Source organism: Paenibacillus amylolyticus (assembly GCF_003719335.1).
Lineage (GTDB): Bacteria > Bacillota > Bacilli > Paenibacillales > Paenibacillaceae > Paenibacillus > Paenibacillus amylolyticus_D.
Genome location: NZ_RIAS01000014.1, coordinates 56,534 through 80,900 on the forward strand (window position 1 = coordinate 56,534; position 24,367 = coordinate 80,900).

Annotated in this window: 18 protein-coding genes; 11 read left to right on the forward strand and 7 right to left on the reverse strand. The window is 46.4% G+C overall.

Going from position 1 to position 24,367, the window contains the following annotated elements:
* Positions 1 to 81: 81 nt before the first annotated feature.
* The 6 genes from EC604_RS30615 (at position 82) to EC604_RS22000 (ending at position 8,524) form a co-directional block, all read left to right on the forward strand.
* Positions 82 to 2,463 (forward strand): cache domain-containing sensor histidine kinase, encoded by a 2,382-nt coding sequence (locus tag EC604_RS30615; RefSeq protein ID WP_240037112.1) that lies wholly within the window; start codon positions 82 to 84, stop codon positions 2,461 to 2,463.
* Entirely contained in the window at positions 2,451 to 4,070 is a 1,620-nt protein-coding gene (locus EC604_RS21980) for a response regulator transcription factor (RefSeq protein WP_123066185.1), read from the forward strand. The genes EC604_RS30615 and EC604_RS21980 overlap by 13 nt, the downstream gene beginning before the upstream one ends.
* Before the next feature lie 360 nt (positions 4,071 to 4,430).
* On the forward strand, positions 4,431 to 5,747 hold the full coding sequence (locus tag EC604_RS21985; protein ID WP_123066186.1) for an extracellular solute-binding protein: 1,317 nt from the start codon (positions 4,431 to 4,433) through the stop codon (positions 5,745 to 5,747).
* A 278-nt stretch (positions 5,748 to 6,025) separates the two neighbouring features.
* Positions 6,026 to 6,895 carry a carbohydrate ABC transporter permease gene (locus EC604_RS21990; protein WP_123066187.1) on the forward strand — a complete coding sequence of 290 codons (870 nt, stop codon included), beginning with the start codon at positions 6,026 to 6,028 and terminating at the stop codon, positions 6,893 to 6,895.
* Positions 6,896 to 6,910: 15 nt separating this feature from the next.
* Complete coding sequence (locus EC604_RS21995; RefSeq protein WP_205127943.1) at positions 6,911 to 7,792, forward strand: carbohydrate ABC transporter permease; 882 nt, start codon at positions 6,911 to 6,913, stop codon at positions 7,790 to 7,792.
* A 117-nt stretch (positions 7,793 to 7,909) separates the two neighbouring features.
* Positions 7,910 to 8,524 (forward strand): polysaccharide deacetylase family protein, encoded by a 615-nt coding sequence (locus EC604_RS22000; protein ID WP_240037090.1) that lies wholly within the window; start codon positions 7,910 to 7,912, stop codon positions 8,522 to 8,524.
* Positions 8,525 to 8,686: 162 nt separating this feature from the next.
* On the opposite strand, the gene EC604_RS22005 is transcribed toward EC604_RS22000, so the two are convergent.
* The 3 genes from EC604_RS22005 to EC604_RS22015 all read right to left on the reverse strand — a co-directional run bounded on the left by EC604_RS22005 (position 8,687) and on the right by EC604_RS22015 (position 12,168).
* Positions 8,687 to 9,262, reverse strand: coding sequence for a nitroreductase family protein (locus EC604_RS22005; RefSeq protein WP_240037092.1), 576 nt, complete (start codon positions 9,260 to 9,262; stop codon positions 8,687 to 8,689).
* Positions 9,263 to 9,307: 45 nt separating this feature from the next.
* A complete protein-coding gene (locus EC604_RS22010) occupies positions 9,308 to 10,318 on the reverse strand; it encodes an ABC transporter substrate-binding protein (RefSeq protein ID WP_123066189.1) in 1,011 nt (336 codons plus the stop codon).
* 125 nt (positions 10,319 to 10,443) lie between these two features.
* On the reverse strand, positions 10,444 to 12,168 hold the full coding sequence (locus tag EC604_RS22015) for a helix-turn-helix domain-containing protein (protein ID WP_123066190.1): 1,725 nt from the start codon (positions 12,166 to 12,168) through the stop codon (positions 10,444 to 10,446).
* Positions 12,169 to 12,275: 107 nt separating this feature from the next.
* On the opposite strand from EC604_RS22015, the gene EC604_RS22020 reads away from it, so the two are divergent.
* The 4 genes from EC604_RS22020 (at position 12,276) to EC604_RS22035 (ending at position 16,934) form a co-directional block, all read left to right on the forward strand.
* Positions 12,276 to 13,529 carry a mechanosensitive ion channel family protein gene (locus EC604_RS22020; RefSeq protein WP_123066191.1) on the forward strand — a complete coding sequence of 418 codons (1,254 nt, stop codon included), beginning with the start codon at positions 12,276 to 12,278 and terminating at the stop codon, positions 13,527 to 13,529.
* A gap of 252 nt (positions 13,530 to 13,781) precedes the next feature.
* Positions 13,782 to 15,725, forward strand: coding sequence for an AraC family transcriptional regulator (locus EC604_RS22025; protein WP_123066192.1), 1,944 nt, complete (start codon positions 13,782 to 13,784; stop codon positions 15,723 to 15,725).
* A 147-nt stretch (positions 15,726 to 15,872) separates the two neighbouring features.
* Positions 15,873 to 16,724 carry an aldo/keto reductase gene (locus tag EC604_RS22030; RefSeq protein ID WP_123066193.1) on the forward strand — a complete coding sequence of 284 codons (852 nt, stop codon included), beginning with the start codon at positions 15,873 to 15,875 and terminating at the stop codon, positions 16,722 to 16,724.
* A gap of 30 nt (positions 16,725 to 16,754) precedes the next feature.
* Positions 16,755 to 16,934: a hypothetical protein gene (locus tag EC604_RS22035; protein ID WP_123066194.1), complete on the forward strand. Its 180-nt coding sequence runs from the start codon at positions 16,755 to 16,757 to the stop codon at positions 16,932 to 16,934.
* A gap of 101 nt (positions 16,935 to 17,035) precedes the next feature.
* On the opposite strand, the gene EC604_RS22040 is transcribed toward EC604_RS22035, so the two are convergent.
* The gene (locus EC604_RS22040; protein WP_123066195.1) at positions 17,036 to 20,215 is read right to left on the reverse strand and encodes an alpha-mannosidase; all 3,180 of its coding nucleotides are present in this window, start codon (positions 20,213 to 20,215) and stop codon (positions 17,036 to 17,038) included.
* A gap of 373 nt (positions 20,216 to 20,588) precedes the next feature.
* On the opposite strand from EC604_RS22040, the gene EC604_RS22045 reads away from it, so the two are divergent.
* Positions 20,589 to 21,506 (forward strand): AraC family transcriptional regulator, encoded by a 918-nt coding sequence (locus EC604_RS22045; RefSeq protein ID WP_123066196.1) that lies wholly within the window; start codon positions 20,589 to 20,591, stop codon positions 21,504 to 21,506.
* Between the two features lie 216 nt (positions 21,507 to 21,722).
* On the opposite strand, the gene EC604_RS22050 is transcribed toward EC604_RS22045, so the two are convergent.
* The 3 genes from EC604_RS22050 to EC604_RS22060 form a co-directional block, all read right to left on the reverse strand.
* Positions 21,723 to 22,409 (reverse strand): ABC transporter ATP-binding protein, encoded by a 687-nt coding sequence (locus tag EC604_RS22050; RefSeq protein ID WP_123066197.1) that lies wholly within the window; start codon positions 22,407 to 22,409, stop codon positions 21,723 to 21,725.
* Positions 22,409 to 23,530, reverse strand: a complete 1,122-nt coding sequence (locus EC604_RS22055; protein WP_123066198.1) for an ABC transporter permease — start codon at positions 23,528 to 23,530, stop codon at positions 22,409 to 22,411. Before EC604_RS22055 ends, EC604_RS22050 begins: the two co-directional genes overlap by 1 nt.
* Positions 23,531 to 23,645: 115 nt before the next feature.
* Positions 23,646 to 24,212: a TetR/AcrR family transcriptional regulator gene (locus EC604_RS22060; protein WP_123066199.1), complete on the reverse strand. Its 567-nt coding sequence runs from the start codon at positions 24,210 to 24,212 to the stop codon at positions 23,646 to 23,648.
* Positions 24,213 to 24,367 lie beyond the last annotated feature (155 nt).

The following is a 24,367-nucleotide window of genomic DNA, read 5'->3' on the forward strand; positions in this document are numbered from 1 at the left end:
TGCGAACCGTGGGAGCGTACACACTCTCCCGGAAATCTGAGAAGAATGGAGGGTCCTGTATTGAGCAGGAAGTTAAATCTGATGTTACGTCTAAGAGAGTTTATGCTGCGCAAGCCCAAGACACTCGCTTTTAAAATCCCCTTTGCGTACTTTGTTATTATTCTGCTAACGGTGGCGTTTAGTGCGCTGGTGCTCAACCGTATTTCGGAGAATGACGCGCAACAGAAGATCAACGAAGCGTCTCTGCAGACGATTACGTCGATCCAGACGAATGTCAATCTGATGATCGAGAATGTGAACAATTATTCGAAAATGATTTTCTCCGATCCGAACCTGCAGAACCTGCTAAGGCAAGGCAATGTATATTCTAATTTGCAGATGCAATCCAAGGTTAGTTCGTATTTGACCAACCTTATGCAAGCGGTTCCAATAATCGATTCAGTCTACATTTATGACAACTCGGGACACCGTTTTTCGGTGGGCACACAGCAATGGCCAGCTTTTCTCGAAGCGAATGTAAAGGATGCACCGTGGTATGAGCAAGCTCTGAATTACAAAGGGCGATACCTGCTCAGGCTGAATGGCGGTGACAGCAACGAAAAGCAAGCCGGAGTCGGAGCGGTGGCAGAGAACATTAACAACACTGTATACACACGGGCAGATGTAAAAGAAAATAAACTTCAAAATTCTCCTCATCATGATTCTGCTAACAAAGAAACAATCCAAAACATGATTAACAAAGATCAAGGCTATGAGCAACTCAATAGAGAAATTCATGAAAACGAAAACACTAGCAACATGGACAGCAAAAATACCAACGATATAACCCATAGTCAAAATGTCGGCAGGCCCCCGGCCAACGGAAGAAGTTTAGAAATGGAGACTGAGAACGAAACAGAACAGGGAGAAGAAAAAGATAAAGAAAATGATAAAGAAAATGATAAAGAAAATGAAAAAGAAAATGAAAAAGAGAAAGAGAAGGTGGTCTCTTTTATTCGTCTAATGCGCGACCTGGATGATACCTCTCCACTCGGCTTTCTGGTCATGAACATCAAAGAGAAATCCATTGCGCAGGCTTATGCTAATCTACCGGCATCTGATTCATTTCAGGTAGCCATTCTGGACGAGCATCAGCAGATTATCGCATCGAATGCCACTACAAATACGGCAACAAACACCATGAAAAGTGCTGTAAAGAATGCAGGTTCTACTACTTCTTCAACATCCCTGGCATACACAGCCTCATCAAAGTCTACCGCACATAGAGCAACTCCAACAACTACGGAATCAGAAGAGGCGATTTCATCTGATGCATCCTCATTCACAGCTCAGAAGCAGGCAAGTATGCAAGAGATTTTAGAGGCTAATCAAGCAAAGTTAAAGCAGGCATTTCAGGAGCAGCCTTCAGGCGTTCTGACTCTACATTCCGGAGGACAGGATTACGCGGTGACCTACCGCTCGGCAGGTGAAGATCAGTGGAAATACATCAGCATGAGTCCATATCGTGCAACAGATACCCGCAACACATCTCTGGTTCTGCTTGCTTTCATGCTGCTGGCGGTGAATGGGTCTGTCTTTTTTATCAGTTCTTTTATTATCTCTCGTAGCGTCATTAAGCCGATTCATAAGTTACTCCGATCCATGCAAAAAGCACCCAGTGGCAACTTCCGCAAAGTTAAAGTGGAGCTGAACAGTTACGAATTTGAACAGCTGTACAGTGGCTACAACCAGATGATTGAGCAGATCGAGCAGATGCTGAGTCGCATTATTCAGGAGCAGCAGACGATCCGCCGAGCGGAGTTGAACACGCTCCAAGCACAGATCAAACCGCATTTTCTATACAACACACTCGACTCGATTACTTCTCTGGCGATGTCGGGTATGAACGATAAAGTGTGCGAGATGCTGGAGGCACTCGGAAGTTATTATCGGCTGAGTGTGAGCAAAGGCAATGAGGTCATCACACTACGCGAAGAGGTTGAGATTGTACGTCATTATCTGACCATCCAGCAGGTGCGTTATCCGGGTGTATTTGAGGTACGGTACGATATCGATCCGGACTGTGAGCAGGTGCTAATTCCAAAACTCGTACTCCAACCCCTGGTGGAAAATTCACTCTATCATGGTATTCGCGCCAAAGGCAGCTCAGGTATTATACGTATTCAGGCGCAGCAAACGGGAGACAGCGTTACTCTAACACTTACGGACGATGGAGCGGGTATGTCCGAGGATCAAATGCAGCAGATCCAGCGCACAGAAAAGCACAAATTCTTAAGGCCTGTGCATGATCAGTCAGAGTCTAACTCCAATGTGAATGCAAGCTTTGGTCTGTGGGGAACGATGGAGCGGCTGCGTATATTTTATGATCGTGAAGATGTGTTGAATCTTGAGAGTGTGCCTGGAAAAGGAACCAGCATAACCATTACGATCCCGAAGGGAGACGTTGGATCATGGAACCGTTAAAAGTACTCCTCGTGGATGACGAGTATCTCATCCGAAATCTACTACGTATGCGCATCGATTGGCAGGAACAAGGCATGCAAATCGTTGGCGAAGCCTGCGATGCGGCAGAAGCCTTAGAGCAGGTTGAGTTGCTACATCCGGATATTGTATTTACGGATATTTATATGCCCAAGATGGATGGCATTGAGCTGAGCGGTCTCATCTTGAAGCGTTACCCGAACATCAAAATTGTGGTGGTGACGGGACATGATGAATTTGAATATGCACGTCAGAGTGTGAAGCTGGGCATATCCGATTTTATTTTGAAACCCATTCGAGCTACTGAATTATTACAGGTTACCACCAAGCTGCGAGCGGCTATCGAGCAGGAGAGAGGAAGGGAATATGAGCTGAGCAAGCTACGAGAGGAGATGAAGCGCAGTCTGCCGTACCTCAAGGAACGTTTTGTGAATCAGTGGTTGCAGGGGATTTTACATGAGGAAGAGGTGCGGGAACAGTTGCGTTTCTACCGCATTCCAATCGCTGCGGACAACCCGCAGTCTCGACTAGCCATCATCGAGGTACAGGCCGCGTTATCTTCACAAGCGGAGACTTCTACAGAGGAAGCTCAGATCCTGATGCGTATGGATAGTTTGAAGCACGTACAGGCCTACTACCAGCAGGATTTATACAAAATAATTGTCATGGACACACACAATCGTATTGTCATCCTTGCGACCGACCCTGATGCCAAGCTAACCGAGCAGGCCGAGCAGCTTCTGGGAGAACTGCGATGTCTGCTTAAAGTTGACGGTTCCGAGGCAGACGTAACGATCGGGATTGGACAGCTGTACTCTGGGTGGGAGAGTGTCTGTATTGCTTACCGTGAAGCATGTCGTGCTCTGGATTACCAGACGTTTGTGGGGAAAAACCAGGTCATCTGCTTCGAGGATCTCGTGATCGAAAGCGATAAACGCAGTCAGCCGTATCGCTCGGATAAAGGGCTTCTAGAGCAGCTGCAATTCTGCATTAGCGTTGGTGCGGAAGAGGAGGCTGTGTCGTTACTTAAACAGATCCTTGCTGCCCCATTCTCCAATACAGCTCAGTTCCGCATGGCGGCTATGGATGTAATTACCGAATGCCAACGTGCCGCCATGGAGCAGCAGCTTGAGGGTGAACAGGTATTTAACCAGGAAGCTGTTGCCATGATGCTGATGGCAGAGCATTTACCGGACTTGAGAGCGATGCTGGAGCAACATGTCCGGGCCATATCGGGTGTGATTAAAGCCAAACGACAAGCGAAAGAAGTCAATTTAATCGATCAGGTCAAGGCGTACCTGGAAGAGCAGATGAAGAATGCAGAGGTGGGGCTGTCGAGTACAGCCGCGGCTTTTTACGTAAGTCCGGGTCACTTGGGGCGTTTGATGAAAAAAGAAACCGGGCAGACGTTTGTCGAATATTTAACGCAGCTTCGTATGAAGAAGGCCGAATCATTGCTGAAGCAGACTGATTTGAAAGGGTATGAGATCGGGGAGCAGGTAGGCATCCCGGACCCGCATTACTTCAGCGTGTTATTCAAAAAACAGTTCGGCCGCTCCATGAACGAATACCGGAACGTCCGAAATTAACGCTATATCTCAAAATGGTCGCGCTTTCAATTGTGTTCGAATATTACAAGTCGATGCCTGTTTTCTAAATGGAGCACAGTTCGAACTGCTACTAAAATATGGATATATAGTTGAATTACTTTTTACACATAAACGGAGAGGACAGAAAAAACCTGAAGAAGCGGAGCCAAAGCTTTCTGAAAGAAAGCTGCATCGAAAGCATACACTTCGCCTTTATCACGGGATTTTACCCTTTCAGAAGGGGATCAAAAAATCCGGGGATAACAGCGATCGGAAGGTTATTCTGTCATCGGAGTGTACGTGTAAATACCTTAGTTCTACTATGTATAGAACCAACAAAAAGATCAGGGAGGTCATATGATGAAAGCGCTATTAAAGAAATCGTTAAGCCTATTTCTGGCTCTGGGACTTGCGGGTAGTCTGGCGGCATGTTCATCCGATTCGTCCGGCGGAGCACAGGGGGAAAGCAATGGCAAGATCAAGCTGACGCTGTGGGATCAATCGGTTGGTACAACAGACCCGTCAGCCAAACTGCTGCCTGAGATTGTGGAGAAATGGAACAGCGAGCATCCCGACATCCAGGTTGAACGTACAGGCACAACAGGCGAACAATATAAAACGAAAGTAAAAACATCCATTGCAGCCGGTGAGTCACCAGACTTGTTCTATGGAATGGGCGGGGGCAGTTTCATGCAGCCATATATTAAATCCGGTAACGTACTGGAGATTACAAGTTATCTGACGGACGATATCAAGGAACGTATGGGTCCCGGGATGGCAGAAGCGATCAATATGGATGGCAAAATCTACACGCTGCCTGTGTACACACACATTGCCAACCTTTACGTGAATACAGAACTGTTCGAGCAGGCGGGTGCCAAAATCCCGACTACATATAACGAGCTGCTGGATGCTGTCACCAAACTCAAAGCGGCAGGAATTACCCCGGCTGTGATTGGTGAGAAAGACCGCTGGCCGGGCATGTACTGGTATGACATGATTGCGATGCGCCAAGCGGGGAATGCGGCGGTGATCGAGGCGTTCAAAGATCCGTCCAAGTGGGATTCACCGGACTTTGTCGCGGCGGCTACCAAGATGCAGCAGCTGGCACAAGCCGGAGCATTCAACAGCAGTATGTTCAGTATGAGTTATGACGAGATGCTTGGGGCGTTTAATGCGGGCAAAGGAGCGATGATGTTCCAAGCCAACTGGGTGAATGCAGGCATTGAAGACCCGTCTTCCTCGGCAGTCAAAGGCAAAGTGAAGGTGATTCCGTTCCCGGTATTTGAGGATGGCAAAGGCACCAGCACTGAAATCTTCGGCGGAGCAGTCGACGGTTTCTACATCAGCCAGACGACCAAACATCCGAAGGAAGCTACGGAATTCCTCATGTATCTGAGCGAGCAGCTCGGCACACAAGGTTTCCTGGCGGGAGCGGGACTGCCAAGCTGGAAAACCGATTCACTCGACACCTCCAGCTTGTCTTCACTCGATCTGTCCGCGGCGGACATTATGAAAACGGCCACCTCGTTTATCGCCTGGTGGGATAACATTCTGCCAGCCGAGTCTGCGGAAGCACACAAAAATCTGGTCGCACAGCTGCTGGCCGGTGATGTAACGCCAGAGGAGTTTTGCAAACAGATGGCGCAGCTGAAACCAACAGAGCTAAGTCTATAGGTTAAACAGGCAAGCAAGTATAGGCTTATGCTACGTGCGCGTTCATATACACTTGTAAACTAGCTCTCTCTGCCACCTTCTATATAAATTGAACTATTCATTTACACTTGAACGGAGAGGTCAGAAAAAATCTGGGGATAACAGCGATTGTAAGGTTATTCTGTCATCGGAGTGGAATGTGTAAAATCTTTAGTTCAACTTATATATTAATCAAAAATAATGCCCAAACGAGGCGTGATCCGGGAGTTTCCGGTCACGCCTTTGAGAGGAGAAGAGTCATGAACTCTGTATTTTCCAATAAAGGTACGATTGCCGTTTTTGTATTACCTACAATGATTCTATTCTGCGGCATTGTGCTGATTCCGATCTTTGTCTCCAGTTATTACAGTCTGCTCGATTGGAATGGCGTAGGGAAAGGGGCGTTTATCGGCCTGGACAACTATGTGGAGATGTTCAAGGATACCCGAGTGATCAATTCGATCAAAAACTCCCTGCTGTTCGCAGGTGCATCTGTGTTCATTCAGTTGCCAATCTCACTGGTGCTGGCGTTGATTCTGGCCTCTAACATAAAAGGGGAAGGCTTTTACCGAACCGTATATTTTATTCCTGTATTGATCTCTACGGTCGTTATTGCCCAGTTATGGTCGAAAATTTATAATGCCGATTACGGTCTGCTCAACGTGATGCTGCAAAACATCGGTTTGTCCAGCTGGGCGCAGGATTGGCTGGGTCAGAAGGAAACGGCTCTGACGGCTTCCTTCATTCCGACGCTCTGGCAGTACATGGGATACCATATGTTGCTCATGTATGCTGGGGCAAAATCCGTGTCCCAAGATGTATTGGAGGCGGCACGAATCGACGGTGCTTCCCGGATGCGTGTGGCGTGGTCTATCATGATTCCGCTGATGAAGCCGATTCTGAAGGTATGTCTTGTATTTTCGGTCATCGGGGCGTTTAAAGTGTTTGACCTGATCTATGTGCTGACAGGTGGCGGGCCATTTTACAGTACTGAGGTGCCCAGCACGCTGATGTACGCTACCATTTTTGACACGTTCCGGTACGGATACGGCAGCGCCATTTCCGTTTTTATTATCGTGGAATGTCTGGTGTGTACCATCCTTATTAATTCATTGTTCAAGACAGAGTAGAGGGAGGGAAGACGTATGAGTACGGTTAACAATATCATGTTGCAAAAAAAGCCCCAGCCTCGGCGCTCCCTCACCGGAGCTATCGGCAAAGTGCTACTGCAGGCGTTTCTGATCCTGATCGCCGTCATTCAGATTTATCCGCTGATCTGGCTGGCACTGTTTTCCCTGAAGGATAACAGTGAAATTTTCAGCGGTGACGTGGCAGGGCTGCCCAAAGCTTTTCTATGGAGCAACTACACCAAGGCACTGTCTGACGGGCATGTACTGAACTATTTTATGAATAGCGTGTTGGTCACGGCGGTCTCCATTATTCTGGTGTTAATCCTGTCCTCTATGACGGGATACGCGATCACAAGAATGAACTGGAAACTTAGCGGGCTAACGATGACGATGATACTCATGGGCATGATGGTGCCGATTCATGCGGCGCTACTGCCATTATTTATTATTTTGAAAAACCTGAGTCTGCTCAATAGCTACTGGGCCTTGATCATTCCCTATGTAGCCTTCGGCATTCCGATGGCGGTCTTCATCCTGGGTAGCTTTTTCAAAGGTATCCCGAGAGAGATGGAGGAGTCCGCCGTTATAGACGGATGCGGAATTTACCGCACGTTTTTCTCCATTATTTTGCCACTTGTAACTCCGGCGATCTCCACGGTAGCGATATTTACATTTTTGTCGTGCTGGAATGAGCTGATGTTTGCGGTCACGTTTATTAACAATACGGCGTATCAAACGCTGACGGTGGGCATGATGTCCATGGTTGGAACGTACATTACGCAGTGGGGCATCATTGGCGCGGGTCTAATGATTACGACAGTACCGACGGTTGTAATCTATCTGCTGCTGAACAAACAGGTACAGAAGAGCATGATTGCGGGTGCGATTAAAGGTTAGCTTTGTGACAGTGTGATTACTATATAAGTTCAACTTATATGGACTAGACCCCGGCTTACAGCCGTGGAATAATAAGGGAGAGTTGAACTGAGCAGTCCGAGAGGGGAATGGGGTTACATGATGGCGCAGTTAGTTGAGCAGGTATCTGTACAGGAAAAGGTTGTAGCTTTTACGTTTGATGATGGTCCGCATCCGGTGTATACCCATCAAGTGCTGGATATTTTCCGCCGTGCAGGCGGGCATGCGACATTTTTTATGATTGGCAAGGAGATGGAGGCATATCCGGAGATTGCGGCTCAGGTGCACCGTGAAGGGCATGAGATCGCCAATCATACATACACCCATCCGAACCTGACCGAAATTACGCTGGAAGAGGCAGGGGAGGAATTGCTGCAAGCAGAGCGCCTTGTTCAAGAAGTTACGGGCAATGCTGCCCGCAGCTTCCGTCCGCCTTATTTTGGCGTGAATGAGGACATTCTGGTTCTGGCTGCGGAGCGCGGCTACCGGACGATTGGTGCGGTGAACGGTGGTGCACAGGATTGGGACAATCCCGGGGTTGAACACATTTTGGAGCATACCCGTTCCGTGGTAGAACCCGGCAGTGTATTGATCTTCCATGATGGATACGGGGATCGTTCCCAGACCGTAGAGGCCGTGCGTGTGCTGGTGGAAGAACTGACGGCTGAGGGGTATCGGTTAGTTACGGTGAGCGAATTGTTAAGAATGGAATAGTGTCAGTCACAATCGGATAAAAAGCAGATCATAAACGAAAAATACTCCCCATACCATTGGACAGATCAGTCTCACACATCTGTAATGTATATGGGGAGTATTTTATTTTAATCTGTAATTGTTGCCCGCCTTTTATAATTCAATGTGCGTAACATCATCTTTTTAGGAGTCTACCAGTGTTAACAACTCGGATACGGCTGTTCGTGGCCTTGGGCGTCGAACCTTCGACTTGTCAAAGTAACCCATGTGTAGCGTGCCAACCACCTTTTGGCCTGGCTTTACACCAACAGCCTCCCGAAATACAGGGCTCCAGTTGTAATCATTTGTTTTCCAGACTACCCCAATATCGCGTTCCCAAGCGAGTAGCTGCAGATTCTGAATCAGAGCACTTGTGGCAGAGAGGGCTTCTTCCCATTCCTTCCATCGTGGTTCTTCGTCGATGAGCACGAGCAGGTGAACAGGAACTTCGGAACAGTAAGCTTGTTCTACTCGTTCGCCATATTGTTCACGTTTATCCGCTGGATATGTAGCAAGAACAGCATCCGAGAATTGCTTCCGTCCCTCGTTAACGAACATTAGGAAGCGCCATGGTTCCTTTCGGGAATGAAATGGTGCCCACACGGCAGCATCCAGCAACTCCATAATGAGTGATACAGGTACATTCTCACCCGTAAATTGATTAACGGTACGACGTTCACGAATCGTCTTTTCAATGAATTGATAGGATTCGGATTCCAATATATATTCCCTCCTGATTTTAAGCATACAAGCCTCTTAAGCACATTATGGTGATGTAACCAGTGCTTGCAACACATCATCAACTTTCTTGTTGTAGGCAATAGGCCCAAAGGTCATCCAGTGATCCATGCTGACCTCGTAGACATGGTTGTTTTTGACTGCGGGGAGTGATTTCCAGATGCTGCTGTTGATTAACTCCTGTGCCAGTTCTTTGCCGCCTTCATCGTAGGTAATAAACAGATGGTCTGCCTGAATCTCGGGGATGACTTCCAAAGAGACGACAGCCATACTGTTACCCTCGCCCCAAGCCAAATCTTTGGCAATCTGTGGGGGATTCAATCCCAGATCCGTATAGAGAACATTGCCCACATACCCTCCAGGTCCGCCATACAGCCGAATCTCCTTGTTACTGCGTATACGTACGAAACCTACGGTCTCATCCCCCAGAGCCGCTTGAAGCTTCGCCTTCGCATCCTGTACTTTGCTCTCATAGTCGCTCAGTACTTTTTGCGCTTCCGTCTGTTTGCCGGTCAGTTCACCAATGGTAACCATTGTTTCTCTCCATTGATCGGGAGCCTCTGGTCCAAACACATAGGTCGGTGCGATACTAGAAAATTTGTCGTAATTTCCATCATTCGCATAGGTGGGGAAAGCAAGCAAGATCAAATCAGGTCTAGCCGAGAGCATAGCCTCAAAATCGAGCGCACTCGTATCTACTTTAGGTAGATCCCCGATTTCGGATTGCAAATATTTTAGTGAAAATGATCCGATAACGGTCTGTGTCACGGGTTTGATCCCCAAGGCTGTCAGGTAGTCCTCCAAATATAAACCTGCAATTCGCTCGGGATGTGCAGGGACCTCAGCACTCCCGAAGTTATGCTTGAATGTATTCACCTGAGCTTGATCTGCTTCTGTATTTGTTGCTTGCGTTTCGGCAGATGCTGTTGTTGTTTGATCTGTAGCAGAACCAGTCGAATTTGAATTACCACACGCAGTTAGAGCTGCCAGCATAAATATCAGAAAGCATAGCAGTATGTGGTGACGTATGTTGCTCATGTTGCATCCTCCAATTTGATAAAGATTATCATTCTCATATAAATCTTATCATGAGCATTGAAGTAGTCACCATACAGGATTGTTAGATTTCATTTATGAGATTGTCCGTTCTGATTCGGTTAGCGTTACTCTAAGGTAGATTTTTTAAGCTTGCGGATGGATTCTAATAGATGTTTTATTTTCTGTTCATGAGCAATGAGTCCAAATGTCATCCAGATATCTGTTGTTCCCCTGTACACCTGATTGTGCTTTACCGCACGAAGTACATTCCAATGATCACTCTGATGCAACTTCTGAGCTTGCTCAATCTGAGCATCATCCACAATCACAAGCAAATGATCTGCGTCAAGCTGACTTAAAGTCTCTGGCCTGATGGGAATAACTGAGTTTGAGCCGGTACGCGACCATTCTTTTAGGAGGGGAGGCATCGTTAAGCCCAAGTCCTCGTAAAGAACAGAACCGGTGTAACCCTCTGAACCTCCATATAAACATAACCCCTCTCTGAAATGAAAACGGAGTAGTGCTACGGTCTCTCCTCCAAGAAGATCTGCAAGTTCCCGTTTTGCCTGCAACGTTTTTTCATCATAACGTTTGATGGCTTGAATAGCTTCCTGCTCTCGATGAACCAGACTCGCGATACTCATCAGAGTGGATCTCCAGTTTACCCCTGCTCGTTGAAACACGTAGGTAGGTGCGATTTCAGCAAACTGCTCATACCGTCCATCGGCGGCAAAATCGGGGAATCCTAGCAAGATCATATCCGGACGCATGCTCCGAAGGAGGCCGAAATCCATCTGGCTAACATCCAGTTGTTGCACTCCACCCAAAAATCCAGATAAGTATCTCTGGGAGTAACCAGAACGAGTATATTGAACCATCGGTTGGATACCCAGCACTGTCAAATAATCTTCCAGGAAAAGGCCAATCAACCGCTGCGGCTTCTTTGCTCCATATTCAATGAGTGAGAATGAAGGACACAGATAAGAAGTGTATAACAACGAACTGGCGATGCCCTGTTCATGATTGCGTTGCACGTAGGCTGAAGGCGATAAGCCAACCACTTGTTTAAACCGTGTACTGAAATAGTACTGATTACTGAATCCTACGGCCTGAGCAATATCACGTATCGGGTTTTCAGAAGTAACGAGCATTTGTTTGGCGTGCTTAATTCGAATTTCAGCCAGCATATCCATGGGACTTTTACCTGTTTCTTTACGAAATAGAGAAGAATAATATCCTGGACTCATGTCAGCAATTAGAGCAAGCTGCTCTCGGGTCAGTTCCTGATCGTATTGCTGTTCCATATAGAGAATGGATCGTTGAATTGCCGGGTTGATGATGGGCGGTGTTGTTTCCATACCTCCTGCTTGCTCCCAGACATGATCCAGAAGATCAAGGAAAAGCCGTTGTCTCTGAAATTCCTGATGATCATCTGCTGGCCCACGCTGCGCATACAGCCGATCTAACATTTCACTAATCTGCGGCTGCTTGTACCAGTTAATTTCTCCTTCAAACGGAAAGATAGCCGGTACTCGTCGTAGCTGCCCTTTGGCATGGTAGGCTTCCAGAATACGTATCCCATCGAAGGTAATCTCATAACCTTGTAGAGGGGAAGCATCCTTTTCCGGGTAAAGTGTATATGTAGACCCTGGTGAGAACAGGAAGCAACTGCCTGGGCGGATAGCGTAGGGCGGATGTCCATTCCAATTAATTGTGCCTCGCCCTGAGTTGATGTAAATGAGCGTATGGCTGTCATAGCGAGAGTTATGGATTTCCTGCCCGTAGAGCTGTCTAATATGCAAGAGGGCAAAAACCAAAGATGATGGGCCATTTGCTGTAGTTGAGTTCATCACCGAATCCCATTCCTTTCAGTTTCTTTAAAGAGAGGATCATTTTACTTCACACTATAATCTACTCTATAATAGTATGCTAGACTAGACTGCGTCAGGAGGAAACTATGGATTTTATCAGAAACCAGTTAGAGGAACTCGGTATGACTGAACCCTCCATCGGGTATGTTTCGAATGTAATTATGATTATTTTTATTGCGCTGATCTCAATGATTGCCAACTATATTGCTAAACGAATTGTACTTAAAACCGTGCATCGGATTGTGAGCCATAACCGGTTCAAATGGGGGCATATCGTTGTTCAGAAAAAGCTGTTCCAGCGACTATCTCATCTCGTTCCCGCAATTATTATCTATTACACGGCTTATATTTTCCCAAGTTATCAGGGTTTGATTGAAAAAGCAGCCATGACCTACATGATTGTCATCATGATTACGGTACTGAATGCGTTGCTTAACGTGTTTGATGATATCTATCGTACTTATGAAGTGTCTAAAATCCGCCCGATCAAGAGTTATATTCAGGTAGCTAAAATTGTGCTGTTTATCATTGGCGGTATTATCGTCATTTCCAGTCTGGTCGGACAGAATCCGTTAATCATCCTCAGTGGATTGGGTGCGTTATCAGCAGTAATGATGCTCATCTTCAAAGATTCTATTCTGGGTCTGGTCGCAGGTGTGCAACTGTCGTCCAATGATATGGTGCGAGTAGGCGACTGGATTGAGATGCCGAAATACAATGCGGACGGCGATGTGATCGACATTACGCTGAACACGGTGAAGGTCATGAATTTTGATAAGACGATCACCATGATTCCGAGTTATGCGCTGATCTCTGACTCGTTCCGAAACTGGAGAGGCATGCAAGTGTCCGGCGGTAGACGAATTAAGCGGAGCATTTTTATCGATATCAGCAGTATCCGTTTTTGTGACGAAGAGATGGTGGCTGAGTTCGAAAAAATCCACTATCTAACCGATTATGTAACGTCGAAATTAAAAGAAATAGAAGCGTACAACGTAGAGCATCAGGTGAATCGAGAAAGTAATGTGAATGGCAGACAACTCACTAACATCGGTGTGTTCCGTGAATATATTCATCAATATTTGCGACATCATCCGAAGATCAATAAGGATATGACGATGATTGTGAGACAGCTTGCTTCGGAGGATCGCGGACTACCTCTCGAAATTTATGCGTTCAGCAATGACACCAACTGGGCTGTGTATGAGAATGTGCAGGCGGATATTTTTGATCATATCTTCGCAGTCGCATCAACGTTCGGGCTGCGTGCCTTCCAGAATCCAACAGGGCATGACATTGTACAGCTCAAGGAAAATAAAGAATATGTGCGAGAATATTAATGAGGTATCCTATCCATCAAGTACTTTTATGGGAGTGACTCTCCAATTCTTGCATCGTTTCATGATATAACTCCAAATAGCTCCAGTATGTAGTTCCATATATTTTCTCTACGTAGCTCAGAAGATCATTATAAAAGCCATTGACCTCACAAGTTGATGGCTTTTTGTCTGTGATATAATAGGGCATATTTTGAAGACGTAGAATGATGCGAGGCAAGATTCGGGAACAGTTACAGGCAGGGGGAGATGTAAGTGAAGAGCTCTACGGAATGTAATGCTCATATTGAGCAGTGGTGTCGATCAGCCGTGCGGTTGCAATGTATTCGGTCTTATCGTGCACAACATGAGGCAGTTCCAGATCTGTCCGAGTTTGAAGCACATACGGGTTTTTTCTTTATTCTTACATATGGAGAGATCGGAGTGAGGGTGTCGGATGAATTTGTTCATTGCCGCTCACCTTACATTTTCCATGGAGGAGAGGAGAAGAATACGAGTTTTGAAGTGCCAGATCATCATCAGGAATGGGCCGGATATCTGGTTTTATATACAGCGTTGTCTGCATCATCAGAGGGTCATGAGAACTTGGCTCATTCTTATGGATTTGCACCAAACGCGATACTGCCGATTCAGGAAAAATGTGAAGCGATGGAACGGCACTGGAACAGCAATGAGCTTTTAGATCGGCTACAAGCCCAATCGATCTTTTTGCCATTGGTGTACGAGGTTTTGAGCCAAAAGCTACAGACACTTGTGAATACAGAGAGTACTAAACCCAACATCGTTACCGAGGCAATCCAATATATTCAAGCGCACTATAGGGAGTCCATTACAGCGGAGAAACTGGCAGGCAGATATCATTGCAGCACGAGTTATTTATCGCGTTTATTCCGCAACCAGATCGGACTGGGGCCAATCGAGTATCTGATTCATGAGCGTGTGCACCGGGCCAAGCAGCTACTGTTGAATTCGGATGCACGGATTCAGGATGTTGCAAGCAAGGTAGGCTATGCAGATGTATATTATTTCAGTCGATTATTCAAAAAACACACCGGTCGTTCCCCGCTTCAATTTCGCGCGGAACATCAGCAAGCCGCTCAGGTTCAGAATAATCCATTATGCCGTTTGGAATCGTCCATTGTCTCCCTTCCCTTTGATTCTCATAATGAGAATGAGTCTTATTATCAATGGAATGAGGAAGGGGATACATCCATGTTTCGATTTTCAAGACCTGCCTTTGGAGCCATGATGGTATTATGTACATCGTTGATTCTCAGTGCATGTCAGGCAAGCCATTCTACAGGAGGGACTGCGGCTCAAGAGTCCGCAAGCCAAACAGCTGCAACGACCGCATCAGACAGCACTGTCGCCGAAACGAGGATTTATAAACACTTAAAAGGCGAAACAGCCATCCCTGTGCATCCACAGCGTGTTGTCAGCTTCTTTCATCTGGGTGAGCTTATGGCACTTGGCGTGAAGCCAGTGGGCACAACGACATATATTCTGGATAATCCACATATCAGCGACAAGACGGGTATTACCGATGTTGGCGTTCCACCGGATGCAGAGAAAATTTTGTCGCTGGAGCCGGACTTGATCGTAACTACGGCTGCATTTGCTGAAGCTGTAGAGGGTGGATATGATGCGCTGAAGCAGATTGCGCCAACGATTGTGGTCGAGCAGTATAACGATCCCCTCAAAGATGTGGAGATGTTTGGCGATATTCTCGGAAAACAAGAAGAAGCGAAGCAATGGAAAGCCAATTTCACAGCCAAAATCGCTGAATATAAGGAAAAAATCAAACCTTATGTGAAAGCTGACGAAACGTTCTCCATATTAAACGTACGCCCAGATGCCGTGTTTGTATACGGAGATACCAATATGGGAGGCAACATTTTATACAAATACCTGGGTCTGAAACCAGCGGCGAAGGTTGATTCAGATGTAATCCATGGCGATACGTGGGAGATTTCCAGCGAGGTGATTCCCGATTATATCGGTGATCGTCTGTTCCTTGCGGTGAACAAGGGAGCGGAGAGCAAGCTCAAGGCTATGCAGAAGCTTATTGACGCTTCACCAGCAGGGAAATCGGGACATGTGTACTCGATTGATTTCGATCAATTCCTGCCAAGTGACCCTGTCGCGGTCGAGAAGCAGCTGGACATTATTACGGAATTATTGATTGAAAAAGCTCAATAAGTCTGGTTAGCCAGAATGTCATCCAGGCTACACATAGTTTACATTGATTCAAGCCGGCGTGAAGGGGTAGAATAACGAGAGAATGCTTTATATTTCCAGTCTTATTCAGGAAGGATTATACTACCTTTTGCAAAGGAGAGTTCTCGAATGAATCATATCCCGGAGTACACGTTGAATGATGGCTTGAAAGTGCCTGCGATTGGATTTGGTACGTACAGTTTGAAAGGGGAAGCAGGGGTTCAATCCATTGCGTCTGCGTTTGATGCAGGGTATCGCTTGATTGATACAGCGTACAATTATGAAAATGAAGCTACCGTTGGTAGAGCAATCAAACAAAGCTCCATCGCGAGAGAGGAACTGCTCATTACCTCCAAACTGCCGGGCAGATATCATGCCTATGACAAAGCGTTGGTCGCGATTCAGGAATCATTGTACAGAGCCGATCTGGACTATTATGACCTGTATCTGATCCACTGGCCTAATCCCAAGCAGGATATGTATGTAGAGGCATGGCAGGCTTTAATTGAAGCGAAAAAACGCGGGTACATCCGCTCCGTTGGTGTCAGCAACTTCCTGCCTGAGCATAATGAACGGCTGGTACAGGAGACGGGCGTCGCGCCAAGTCTGAATCAGATCGAACTGCATCCCTTCTTCGATCAAGCGAAGCAGCGGGAGCAGGATGCAAAGCATGGCATTGTGAACGAATCCTGGAGTCCCATCGGACGTGGGAATGATGCTTTACAGGATATTTTGAAGGACGAGAATATTGTCCGCATTGCAGAAACGCACGGCAAAACGCCTACACAGATCATTCTGCGCTGGCATATCCAGCTTGGCTCTATTCCGATTCCTAAGGCAGGTTCCTTGCAGCATCAACAGGAGAATATTGATATTTTTGATTTCGAGCTGAACGCAGAGGAGATGCAGGTTATTGCCTCGTTTAATCATCCGGATGGACGGTTGTGGAACCAGGACCCGAGCGAGTATGAGGAATTTTGATAAGTTGGTGTGAGGAGAGGGCGATGAGGAGTGGCGGCTAATTGGTGGCTTGCACTGATTATTATGGTCATGGTCAATGGAGTTACAGCCTGGAGTCTATGGACGGGGGAACGAGTCCATCGAAAAGCAATAAAATGGTTTTTTGTTGTGGCCAATGTAATTGGATTAGGCCTAGCCATCTCTCAATTTTTTTGGATGGATTTCAGCTGAAATGCAAAGAAAGGGTTGCCTCCATGTCGGAATGACAGGAAGCAGCCCTTTCTTTAGCTATGATTATTGCTATTTTAGCTGCGGTTTATGAATAGGGTGGATCAGTTTGAAGCATGCGAAATACGGAACGTCAGAATCTCATATGGCTTGATGTCAAAAGCAATACGCGCGTTCTCCACACGGCACTCTGCTTCGATGTTCTCCAGCAAATCACATGCGTACGCTGTGATGCCTGTTCCTTCAGATAATTGCAGGGAAGCACGGCTGCGGCGGCCATGGGCTTCGTAGACGCGGATGATCATGTCATCGTTGTCCTCGGCTTTTTTGATTACCTCAAGCACGACATTCTCCTGATCCACAGAAGCGAGCGACCATGTACCCGGCAATGTTCCGGTTTGTGAACTAATTTCCAGACCAACCAACGGACGGTTGAGATCATAAGCTGCCTGGATAACACGTCCCTCACGGAAATCACCCTGATGCGGATAGAGGGAGTAGGTGAACACATGTTGCTCTTTGTCGGCATTTTCATTCGGATAGGTTGCGCTCTTGATCAGGGACAGGCGCATCACCGAATTGTGAATGTCATATCCGTATTTGCAGTCATTCAGCAAGGCGGCCCCGTAGCCACTCTCCGCAAGATCTGCCCATTTCTGACCACATACCTCAAAACGAGCCTGATCCCAGCTTGTATTGCGGTGTGTTGCGCGTTCCACGTTACCGTACTGGATTTCATATACGGCTTTTTCACTCCAAATATCAAGTGGGAAGGCAACTTTAAGCAGCAAATGCTCCTGTTTCCAGTCTACGAAGGTGCGGAAGTCAATCCGCCGTGTATGTGCGTAGAAAATGATCGTTTGTTCAACGACAGAGTCCAGGAATTGTCTTTTTACTTCAAGCACGGAACGTACCGGGCCGCTTTCTACCCATTCCATCGACTGCAGGTTATTAATCTCCCACATATGTTGTTCATAATAATCGTCTATGTTCCATGCCTCATACTCCGCAGGACGATCCTCGAATACTTGCAGCACATTGCCGCGCTCACCGGATTGAAGCAGTTCACGCCCCTCCAGCTTGTCCCACACGGATATAAATTCAGCACTTTCATTCAGACGAATATCATACCAAGGGGTCTCGATGGATTGCTGCTCAGAATGCCACTGTGCAACCGATACACCTGCACTGCTACGTTCAGCGGCGGCATCTGGTGTGATGCGGAACGTTTTGTATCCTGCAGCAGGCACGTTCTCTGCGAGGAACACAAGGCCACCCTCTGGTGTGTTCTGGCTTGGTACAGGACGCTCTCCATCATACACCGTTACTTTATTCGCAAAAGTAGGCAGTTCCACCACGTCTGTCCGTGCAAAGCCGGTGCTGTTAAAAACAACGATGGCTTCGCCGTCCGACGTAATCTGGCTCACAATGCCGTTCAAGGCGCTGCTTTTCAACTCGTCGGTGACACGTAACACCTCTTCATACTGCTCCTGTGAATCGATGTATACTTGCTCAATGGAGCTGCCTGGCAGAATATCATGGAACTGATTCAGCATCGTTAGCTTCCAAGCGTGTTCCAATGCGTCGGTTGGGTAGGCAGCTTGTGCATCCGCTTGACGTTGAATCATGGAGAACAGCTCGGCATCGGACAGTGCAAATTCGCTGTGACGGTTATACTTTTTATTACGAGCCATAGACGTGTACGTACCGCGATGATATTCGAGATACAACTCTCCTGACCAGCGTGGGACTGAATGTACGCCCTCTAAATTCTGCTCTAACTTTTCAAAAAATTCACGCACAAATGTACGTTTTACCGTTGGTACGCCGGGAAGTCCTTTTTCAAGCCGTCTGCCGTGTTCCAGCATTTCCTCGGTTGGCCCACCTCCGCCGTCTCCGTAGCCGAAGCATTGCAATACATCGGTGTTGATGTTTTTGTTCTGGTATCGCTGCCAGGTGCCTTTCACTTGTGAAGCATTAAAACGTCCGTTGTATGTTGTCTCGAAACGGTGCTTTCCGAATTCCGGGTGTGGAATATAGTCTTTAGCCGTAATGAAATGTGTCAGAACCTCAGAACCGTCAATGCCTCTCCAGTACATCGTGTCGTTTGGAATCTGGTTGGTATCATTCCAGGCAATTTTGGTCGTCATAAAATAATCGATCCCGCTCTTTCGCATAATCTGCGGCATTGCTGCGCTGTAACCAAATACATCGGGCAGCCAGAGCACACGATTCTCAACGCCGAATTCTTCCTTGAAGAAACGTTTGCCGTAGATAATCTGGCGGATCATCGATTCGCCCGAGATCAGGTTACAATCGGCTTCCAGCCACATCGAACCTTCCGCTTCCCAGCGTCCTTCGGCAACTTTTTCTTTGATTTTCTCATATAAAGACGGGAAGTCTGCTTTCAGATATGCATAGAGCTGCGGCTGGGAGGACATGAAGGTGTACTCCGGAAATTTATCCATCAGATAGAGCACACTGGCGAAGCTGCGAATAACCTTTTCCCGTGTCTGATCCAGCGTCCACAGCCAGGCCACATCAATATGAGTGTGACCAATACAGTGAACGGTCGGGATATGATCACTATCGGGACGAGTTTCTCCATAGATGTGGTTTTGCAGATGCTCGCGTGCTTTCAGCACGGATGCGTGAAAAGATGCACTGTTTTCCTGGCGTAAATCGAGCAGATTTACAGCTTCGTTCAGCTGTTCGATCAATTTCAGACGCTCCAGATCATCCTCGCGCAGAAGGTCTGCCGCATCCAGTGCAGCCTTCAGGTCATAATACAAATTCGAGACAGGCTCATGATGCTCGGCAATATATACGTTCAGGAAAACATCGGCTGCGGACGTACTGCAATAGGCGTACAGCGCCAGTTCAAACTCTTCCCCTTTGACAGCAGCAGGAGTCAGGTCGATCTCGGTATGATTCACATCCAGACCACAGATCAGCTCTCCGTTCAGGAAGGCCAGAAACTGCGGGTTATCATAGTTCCAAATATCTGTAGCACCGGTAACGATGGCGCAGACGACCTTTTTTCCTTCCAGATGGTCGGGAATCTGAATGCGGGTTTTGAAGCAGCTATGTACATCCTTGCCGCCCCAGCCGTCCCCTTTGCGGAACACGTTCCATGAAGAAGGGTCTTCATGCACGAGATCCCATGTATGGTATCCGCTCTCTTTATGATAAAGCTCGGGTATATATGTCTTTGACGTTAATCGTGCACTTTCCAAGTGTTTCACAATCGTTTGGATTCGAGTAGACAAGGAATTCAATTTCATATGTGTTTCCCACCTTGGTATTTAGTAAGTACAAGCTGTGAGGGTTACTTCAACAACAATAGACGCTTCAATATTGAAAACGCTGACATTTTAACTTTATCATATCAAATCAGAAATGATCGAAACTACGTAATGTATGCTGAAAATGCCGTATTTTTATTGCATTTCATGCTAAAATGAAGGTAGGAATGATTAGGGCGTGTCTTGAAACCTACTGAAGTGCATCTTTTACCCCCTTTTCGCCCCCTGCTGCGTCATTTCCCCTTGACGTGCCCCGGCACGCCTGCGGGAAACTTCCTTGCTTGGAACGAAAATTCGGCAAAATCTGCTTTCTTCAGCGTTTTCAGACCCGCCCTAGGGAAGGAGCATGTCCATGACATCATCGGTTTTGGCATATGAAAAGGGATATGCGATCCATGTGAACCAGCCGGGGGATTCCCTTTATTATTACCTGGACTATGACGAGCGTTCGCATGATCTCAATATGGAGTTTCAGCATTTTCACGATTTTTATGAAATTTGCATTTTGCTGGATCGGACCGCTGCACATATTATTGAAGGCAGTTTATACGAGATGCACCCCTATGATATTGTGTTGCTTCGGCCTGCTCTGCTTCATAAAACCCAATATCCGAGGGGCTTGCCGACTAAACGGTTAATGATTAATTTTGCTATTCCTCGAAGTGTACCTGGACTTGAGAACGGTTACAGCGAGCTGTTTACGATATTTAATGCGCAGGTTCCCATTCTCCGCTTCTCGGAAGAACGGCGTAAGGAAGTTCTTGCGCCCCTTAACGACATTTTTGCAATATCACAGCAGTTATCTCCTATTCAATCGGTTGCTATTCATCATAAGTTTGTTGAGTTTCTATGTGGTCTTCATCGTTATGCGGCGGAGAATAGTTATGTACGTGAGGAAAAAGGATCATCCATGACCCAGCGAATGTACGCTATTGCATCCTATATTCACAGCCACTATCAGCAGGAGATGTCACTGGATGACGTGTCCAGACGATTTTATGTCAGTGCACATCATTTATCGCGCCAGTTCAACAAAGTCACAGGCTTCACGTTTACGGAATATGTGCAGATGACTCGGATTCGAAATGCCCAACAAATGCTGCTCCATTCGAGTGAGAAAATTACGGATATTGCTGCCCAATGTGGCTTCACCAGCTTTTCGCAGTTCAATCGCATTTTTAATAAGCAGAATGGAATGTCGCCTAGCGCCTATCGACGCAGCAGACCAGCACAGGATGAGCGTGAGATGGTACTTGTAGGGGAGGGATAGAGGATAAGGTGACTTAAAAAGTAGTAAGGAGCATTAAGCAAACCGCATCAGCCTAAGCAGGTATGAGTGAGAGTTAGATCGAGTGTCTGAAGTGTGAGGTATGAGCGAGATAATCGGAAACTTGGCACAAAATAGGAAGAGTCAACTGCCAAGTTAGGGAGTTGACTCTTCACCATATAGGGGAGTTAATTCATTTCAATACATAAAAAGTTTATTCTAAGACGTTGCAGCGAGCGTTAAAACTCCGTCATTCATTCGGTATACCTTATCGCAATAGGCAAGCATACGCTCATCATGCGTGACCATAATAGCCGCTTTTTGGCGTGATTTGACCTCTTGTGCCATGAGACTGACTACTTCGTGGGCTCGCTTGGTATCCAAACTTGCGGTGGGCTCGTCTGCCAGGATCAGGTTAGGATCATTCATTAGAGCACGAGCAATGGCTGTCCGCTGTTTCTCGCCGCCTGACAATTCCTCTGGGAATTTTCGCAGCTTTTGTCCGAGCCCAAGCTCTTCCAGCAGCTTCGTGGCGAATTGCTGATCTTCCCTCCGGATCGTTCCAGACATTCTTTTGACAACGAGAAGTTGGTCGAGTACATGGAGATAAGGAACCAGATTGGATGATTGCATAATAAAGCCGATTTCTCTCAACCGGATCGTAGATAATTTTTTCTCTGTAAGTGTAGAGATCACATTTCCATTCAGTCTAACTTCTCCCTCGGTAGCTTTGAGCATAGCCCCGGCAATGGACAAGAACGTACTTTTACCCGAACCGGATGGTCCAACGACAGCAGCAAATTCTCCTGGCTCTACGGATAAGGACACATGATCAAGAGCCTTCATCTGATTACTTCCTTCACCGTAAATCATCGTGACTTCTTTCATCTGCAGACCTTTCGTCATTATTCAACCCTCCCGAGCGCTTTGAGCGGATCAATCTTAGTAATTTTGCGAACAGATACCAACGAGCTTAACATCGCAATCACGAGCAGGATGATGGAATAGGTCACGACAAGACTAGTCTCCAGCTTGAATGGCATACCTTTAGGCATAATCGCAGCAGTTCCGTAAGTCAGTAAGATACCGACCAGAATACTTGTTACCGACAGCACAAATACTTGCGATACGATCGTTTTACTGAGAAATTTGTTGCTGGCACCTATAGCCTTCATAATGCCGAACTGGTTTGTTTTTTGCATCGTGATAACATAAAAGAATACACCCAGTACAAAGGCAGATATAGCGAGCAAAAACGCAAGCATCATTAGAATCGTACCGTTTTCTTCTTTGTATCCCGGCATGCCTTGTACAGCTTCGTCCCGAGTAACGGTATCCGTACCAGACAACTTGTTATTGATTTCATCTGCATCTATATTTTCGCCTTGTAACATGATGGCATTAACAGGTTCAGCCAAGCCTTTATCGGAACCTGGAGTAGCAAAGGCAATCTTCCGCCATTGACCGATCGGAGTAAATACGGATGCAACGTGGTTATACGTCTCATTCTCCACAAATCCGATAATAGTTAGGGATTCGGTTGTACCATCTAACTGAAACGTGTCCCCGAGTTTAAAGCCCTCATCTCTAAGGGAAGTATTCACCACGACACCAGTAGGGTTATTTGGTGATAAAGGTTGACCTTCGACTACCTTCGGTTCTAGAAAGCTTCCTGGAAGAATACCTATGATAGCAATATCGACCTTATCTTCATTCTTTGAACTTTCCCCCTTCATTGCTGTCGCCATCGTGCTGCCCATGGGTGCGGCAGCTTCAACATTAGGCAGCTTTTCGCCCTCAGGCACCCGTTGACCAGACAATAAAGACTTGCTCATGGAAGACTGGGAACCCTCTTCAAAAATGACATAGTCTGCTTTCATATTTTTAAAGGTAGATGCAGCCAGCGTGGAAAGTCCGTTGCCTAGACCAGATAAAATAAATACCAGCCAAGCGATCAATACAAAAATAATGATAATCATTAAGAATTTCAATTTGCTATGCAGTAATTCTTTTATAGCTAAAAACACACTCTCACCCCTTTTTTTATGACACTTGTGTCAAATTTGAAGTGTCGCGACACTCGTTCTCACTTATTAAACAATATAAATGACACATGTGTCAAATTAGACCCAAGAAGAAAACTTAGCTCTTGGCTCCTCCAATCCACGTTTGAAAAAGTAGTCTGCCCCAATCAGCCGTAGGCAAGTTCATCATGTTAGGTGTATTAAACAAGTTGAAAAAGACACCAATAAGTACAGGTAGAGGGATATCTTGGCGGAGAGATTTATCCTGCTGAGCGCGTTCAAACAAACGTGATAATTGATTTTTGAGCGTCTGATGTGCATCTTCAATAAATTCAAGATCTCTCGCTGCCGCAGTAGAATTGGAGGTATTAATTTTACTCGCATCCCCTAGAAGCTGATGAAGTGCAGCCTCTTCAACGTAAATGAGAAGCAGTTCTTCAAGTGCTTTTAATGGGTCGGACTCATCAACAGCTGATGCATGTTCCAATACATTAGCGATGACTCGTTTCATACAAGCAGCCACAATTTCCTCTTTATTGGCATAATATTGATAGATGGTACTTCGAGCTCCAGAGAGATGCTGCGAAAGCAGCTTGAGGTGGAAACCGTCGTACCCATGCTCAAGCACCAATTTTTTGGTCATATCCAGCAACTCTGTCTCCGTAAATGTTTGCTTTCTTCCCATTAACAATCTCTTCTTTCGTATGATTTAAAACGTGTCTTGTGATCATAAAATGGTGCAGCGACTGCCACCCATCTCACTGAATATACTCAGTTTAGCATAGAACAACTCCATCCCGAACATGGGACATCAACTGATATGGAATCCACGTACTCACT

Bases quoted from the DNA above. Each gene is read 5' to 3' on its own strand.
- EC604_RS30615 (WP_240037112.1), top strand. From the start codon at position 82: ATGTTACGTCTAAGAGAGTTTATGCTGCGCAAGCCCAAGACACTCGCT.
- EC604_RS21980 (WP_123066185.1), top strand. From the start codon at position 2,451: ATGGAACCGTTAAAAGTACTCCTCGTGGATGACGAGTATCTCATCCGA.
- EC604_RS21985 (WP_123066186.1), top strand. From the start codon at position 4,431: ATGAAAGCGCTATTAAAGAAATCGTTAAGCCTATTTCTGGCTCTGGGA.
- EC604_RS21990 (WP_123066187.1), top strand. From the start codon at position 6,026: ATGAACTCTGTATTTTCCAATAAAGGTACGATTGCCGTTTTTGTATTA.
- EC604_RS21995 (WP_205127943.1), top strand. From the start codon at position 6,911: ATGAGTACGGTTAACAATATCATGTTGCAAAAAAAGCCCCAGCCTCGG.
- EC604_RS22000 (WP_240037090.1), top strand. From the start codon at position 7,910: ATGATGGCGCAGTTAGTTGAGCAGGTATCTGTACAGGAAAAGGTTGTA.
- EC604_RS22010 (WP_123066189.1), bottom strand. From the start codon at position 10,318: ATGAGCAACATACGTCACCACATACTGCTATGCTTTCTGATATTTATG.
- EC604_RS22015 (WP_123066190.1), bottom strand. From the start codon at position 12,168: ATGAACTCAACTACAGCAAATGGCCCATCATCTTTGGTTTTTGCCCTC.
- EC604_RS22020 (WP_123066191.1), top strand. From the start codon at position 12,276: ATGGATTTTATCAGAAACCAGTTAGAGGAACTCGGTATGACTGAACCC.
- EC604_RS22030 (WP_123066193.1), top strand. From the start codon at position 15,873: ATGAATCATATCCCGGAGTACACGTTGAATGATGGCTTGAAAGTGCCT.
- EC604_RS22040 (WP_123066195.1), bottom strand. From the start codon at position 20,215: ATGAAATTGAATTCCTTGTCTACTCGAATCCAAACGATTGTGAAACAC.
- EC604_RS22045 (WP_123066196.1), top strand. From the start codon at position 20,589: ATGACATCATCGGTTTTGGCATATGAAAAGGGATATGCGATCCATGTG.
- EC604_RS22050 (WP_123066197.1), bottom strand. From the start codon at position 22,409: ATGACGAAAGGTCTGCAGATGAAAGAAGTCACGATGATTTACGGTGAA.
- EC604_RS22060 (WP_123066199.1), bottom strand. From the start codon at position 24,212: ATGGGAAGAAAGCAAACATTTACGGAGACAGAGTTGCTGGATATGACC.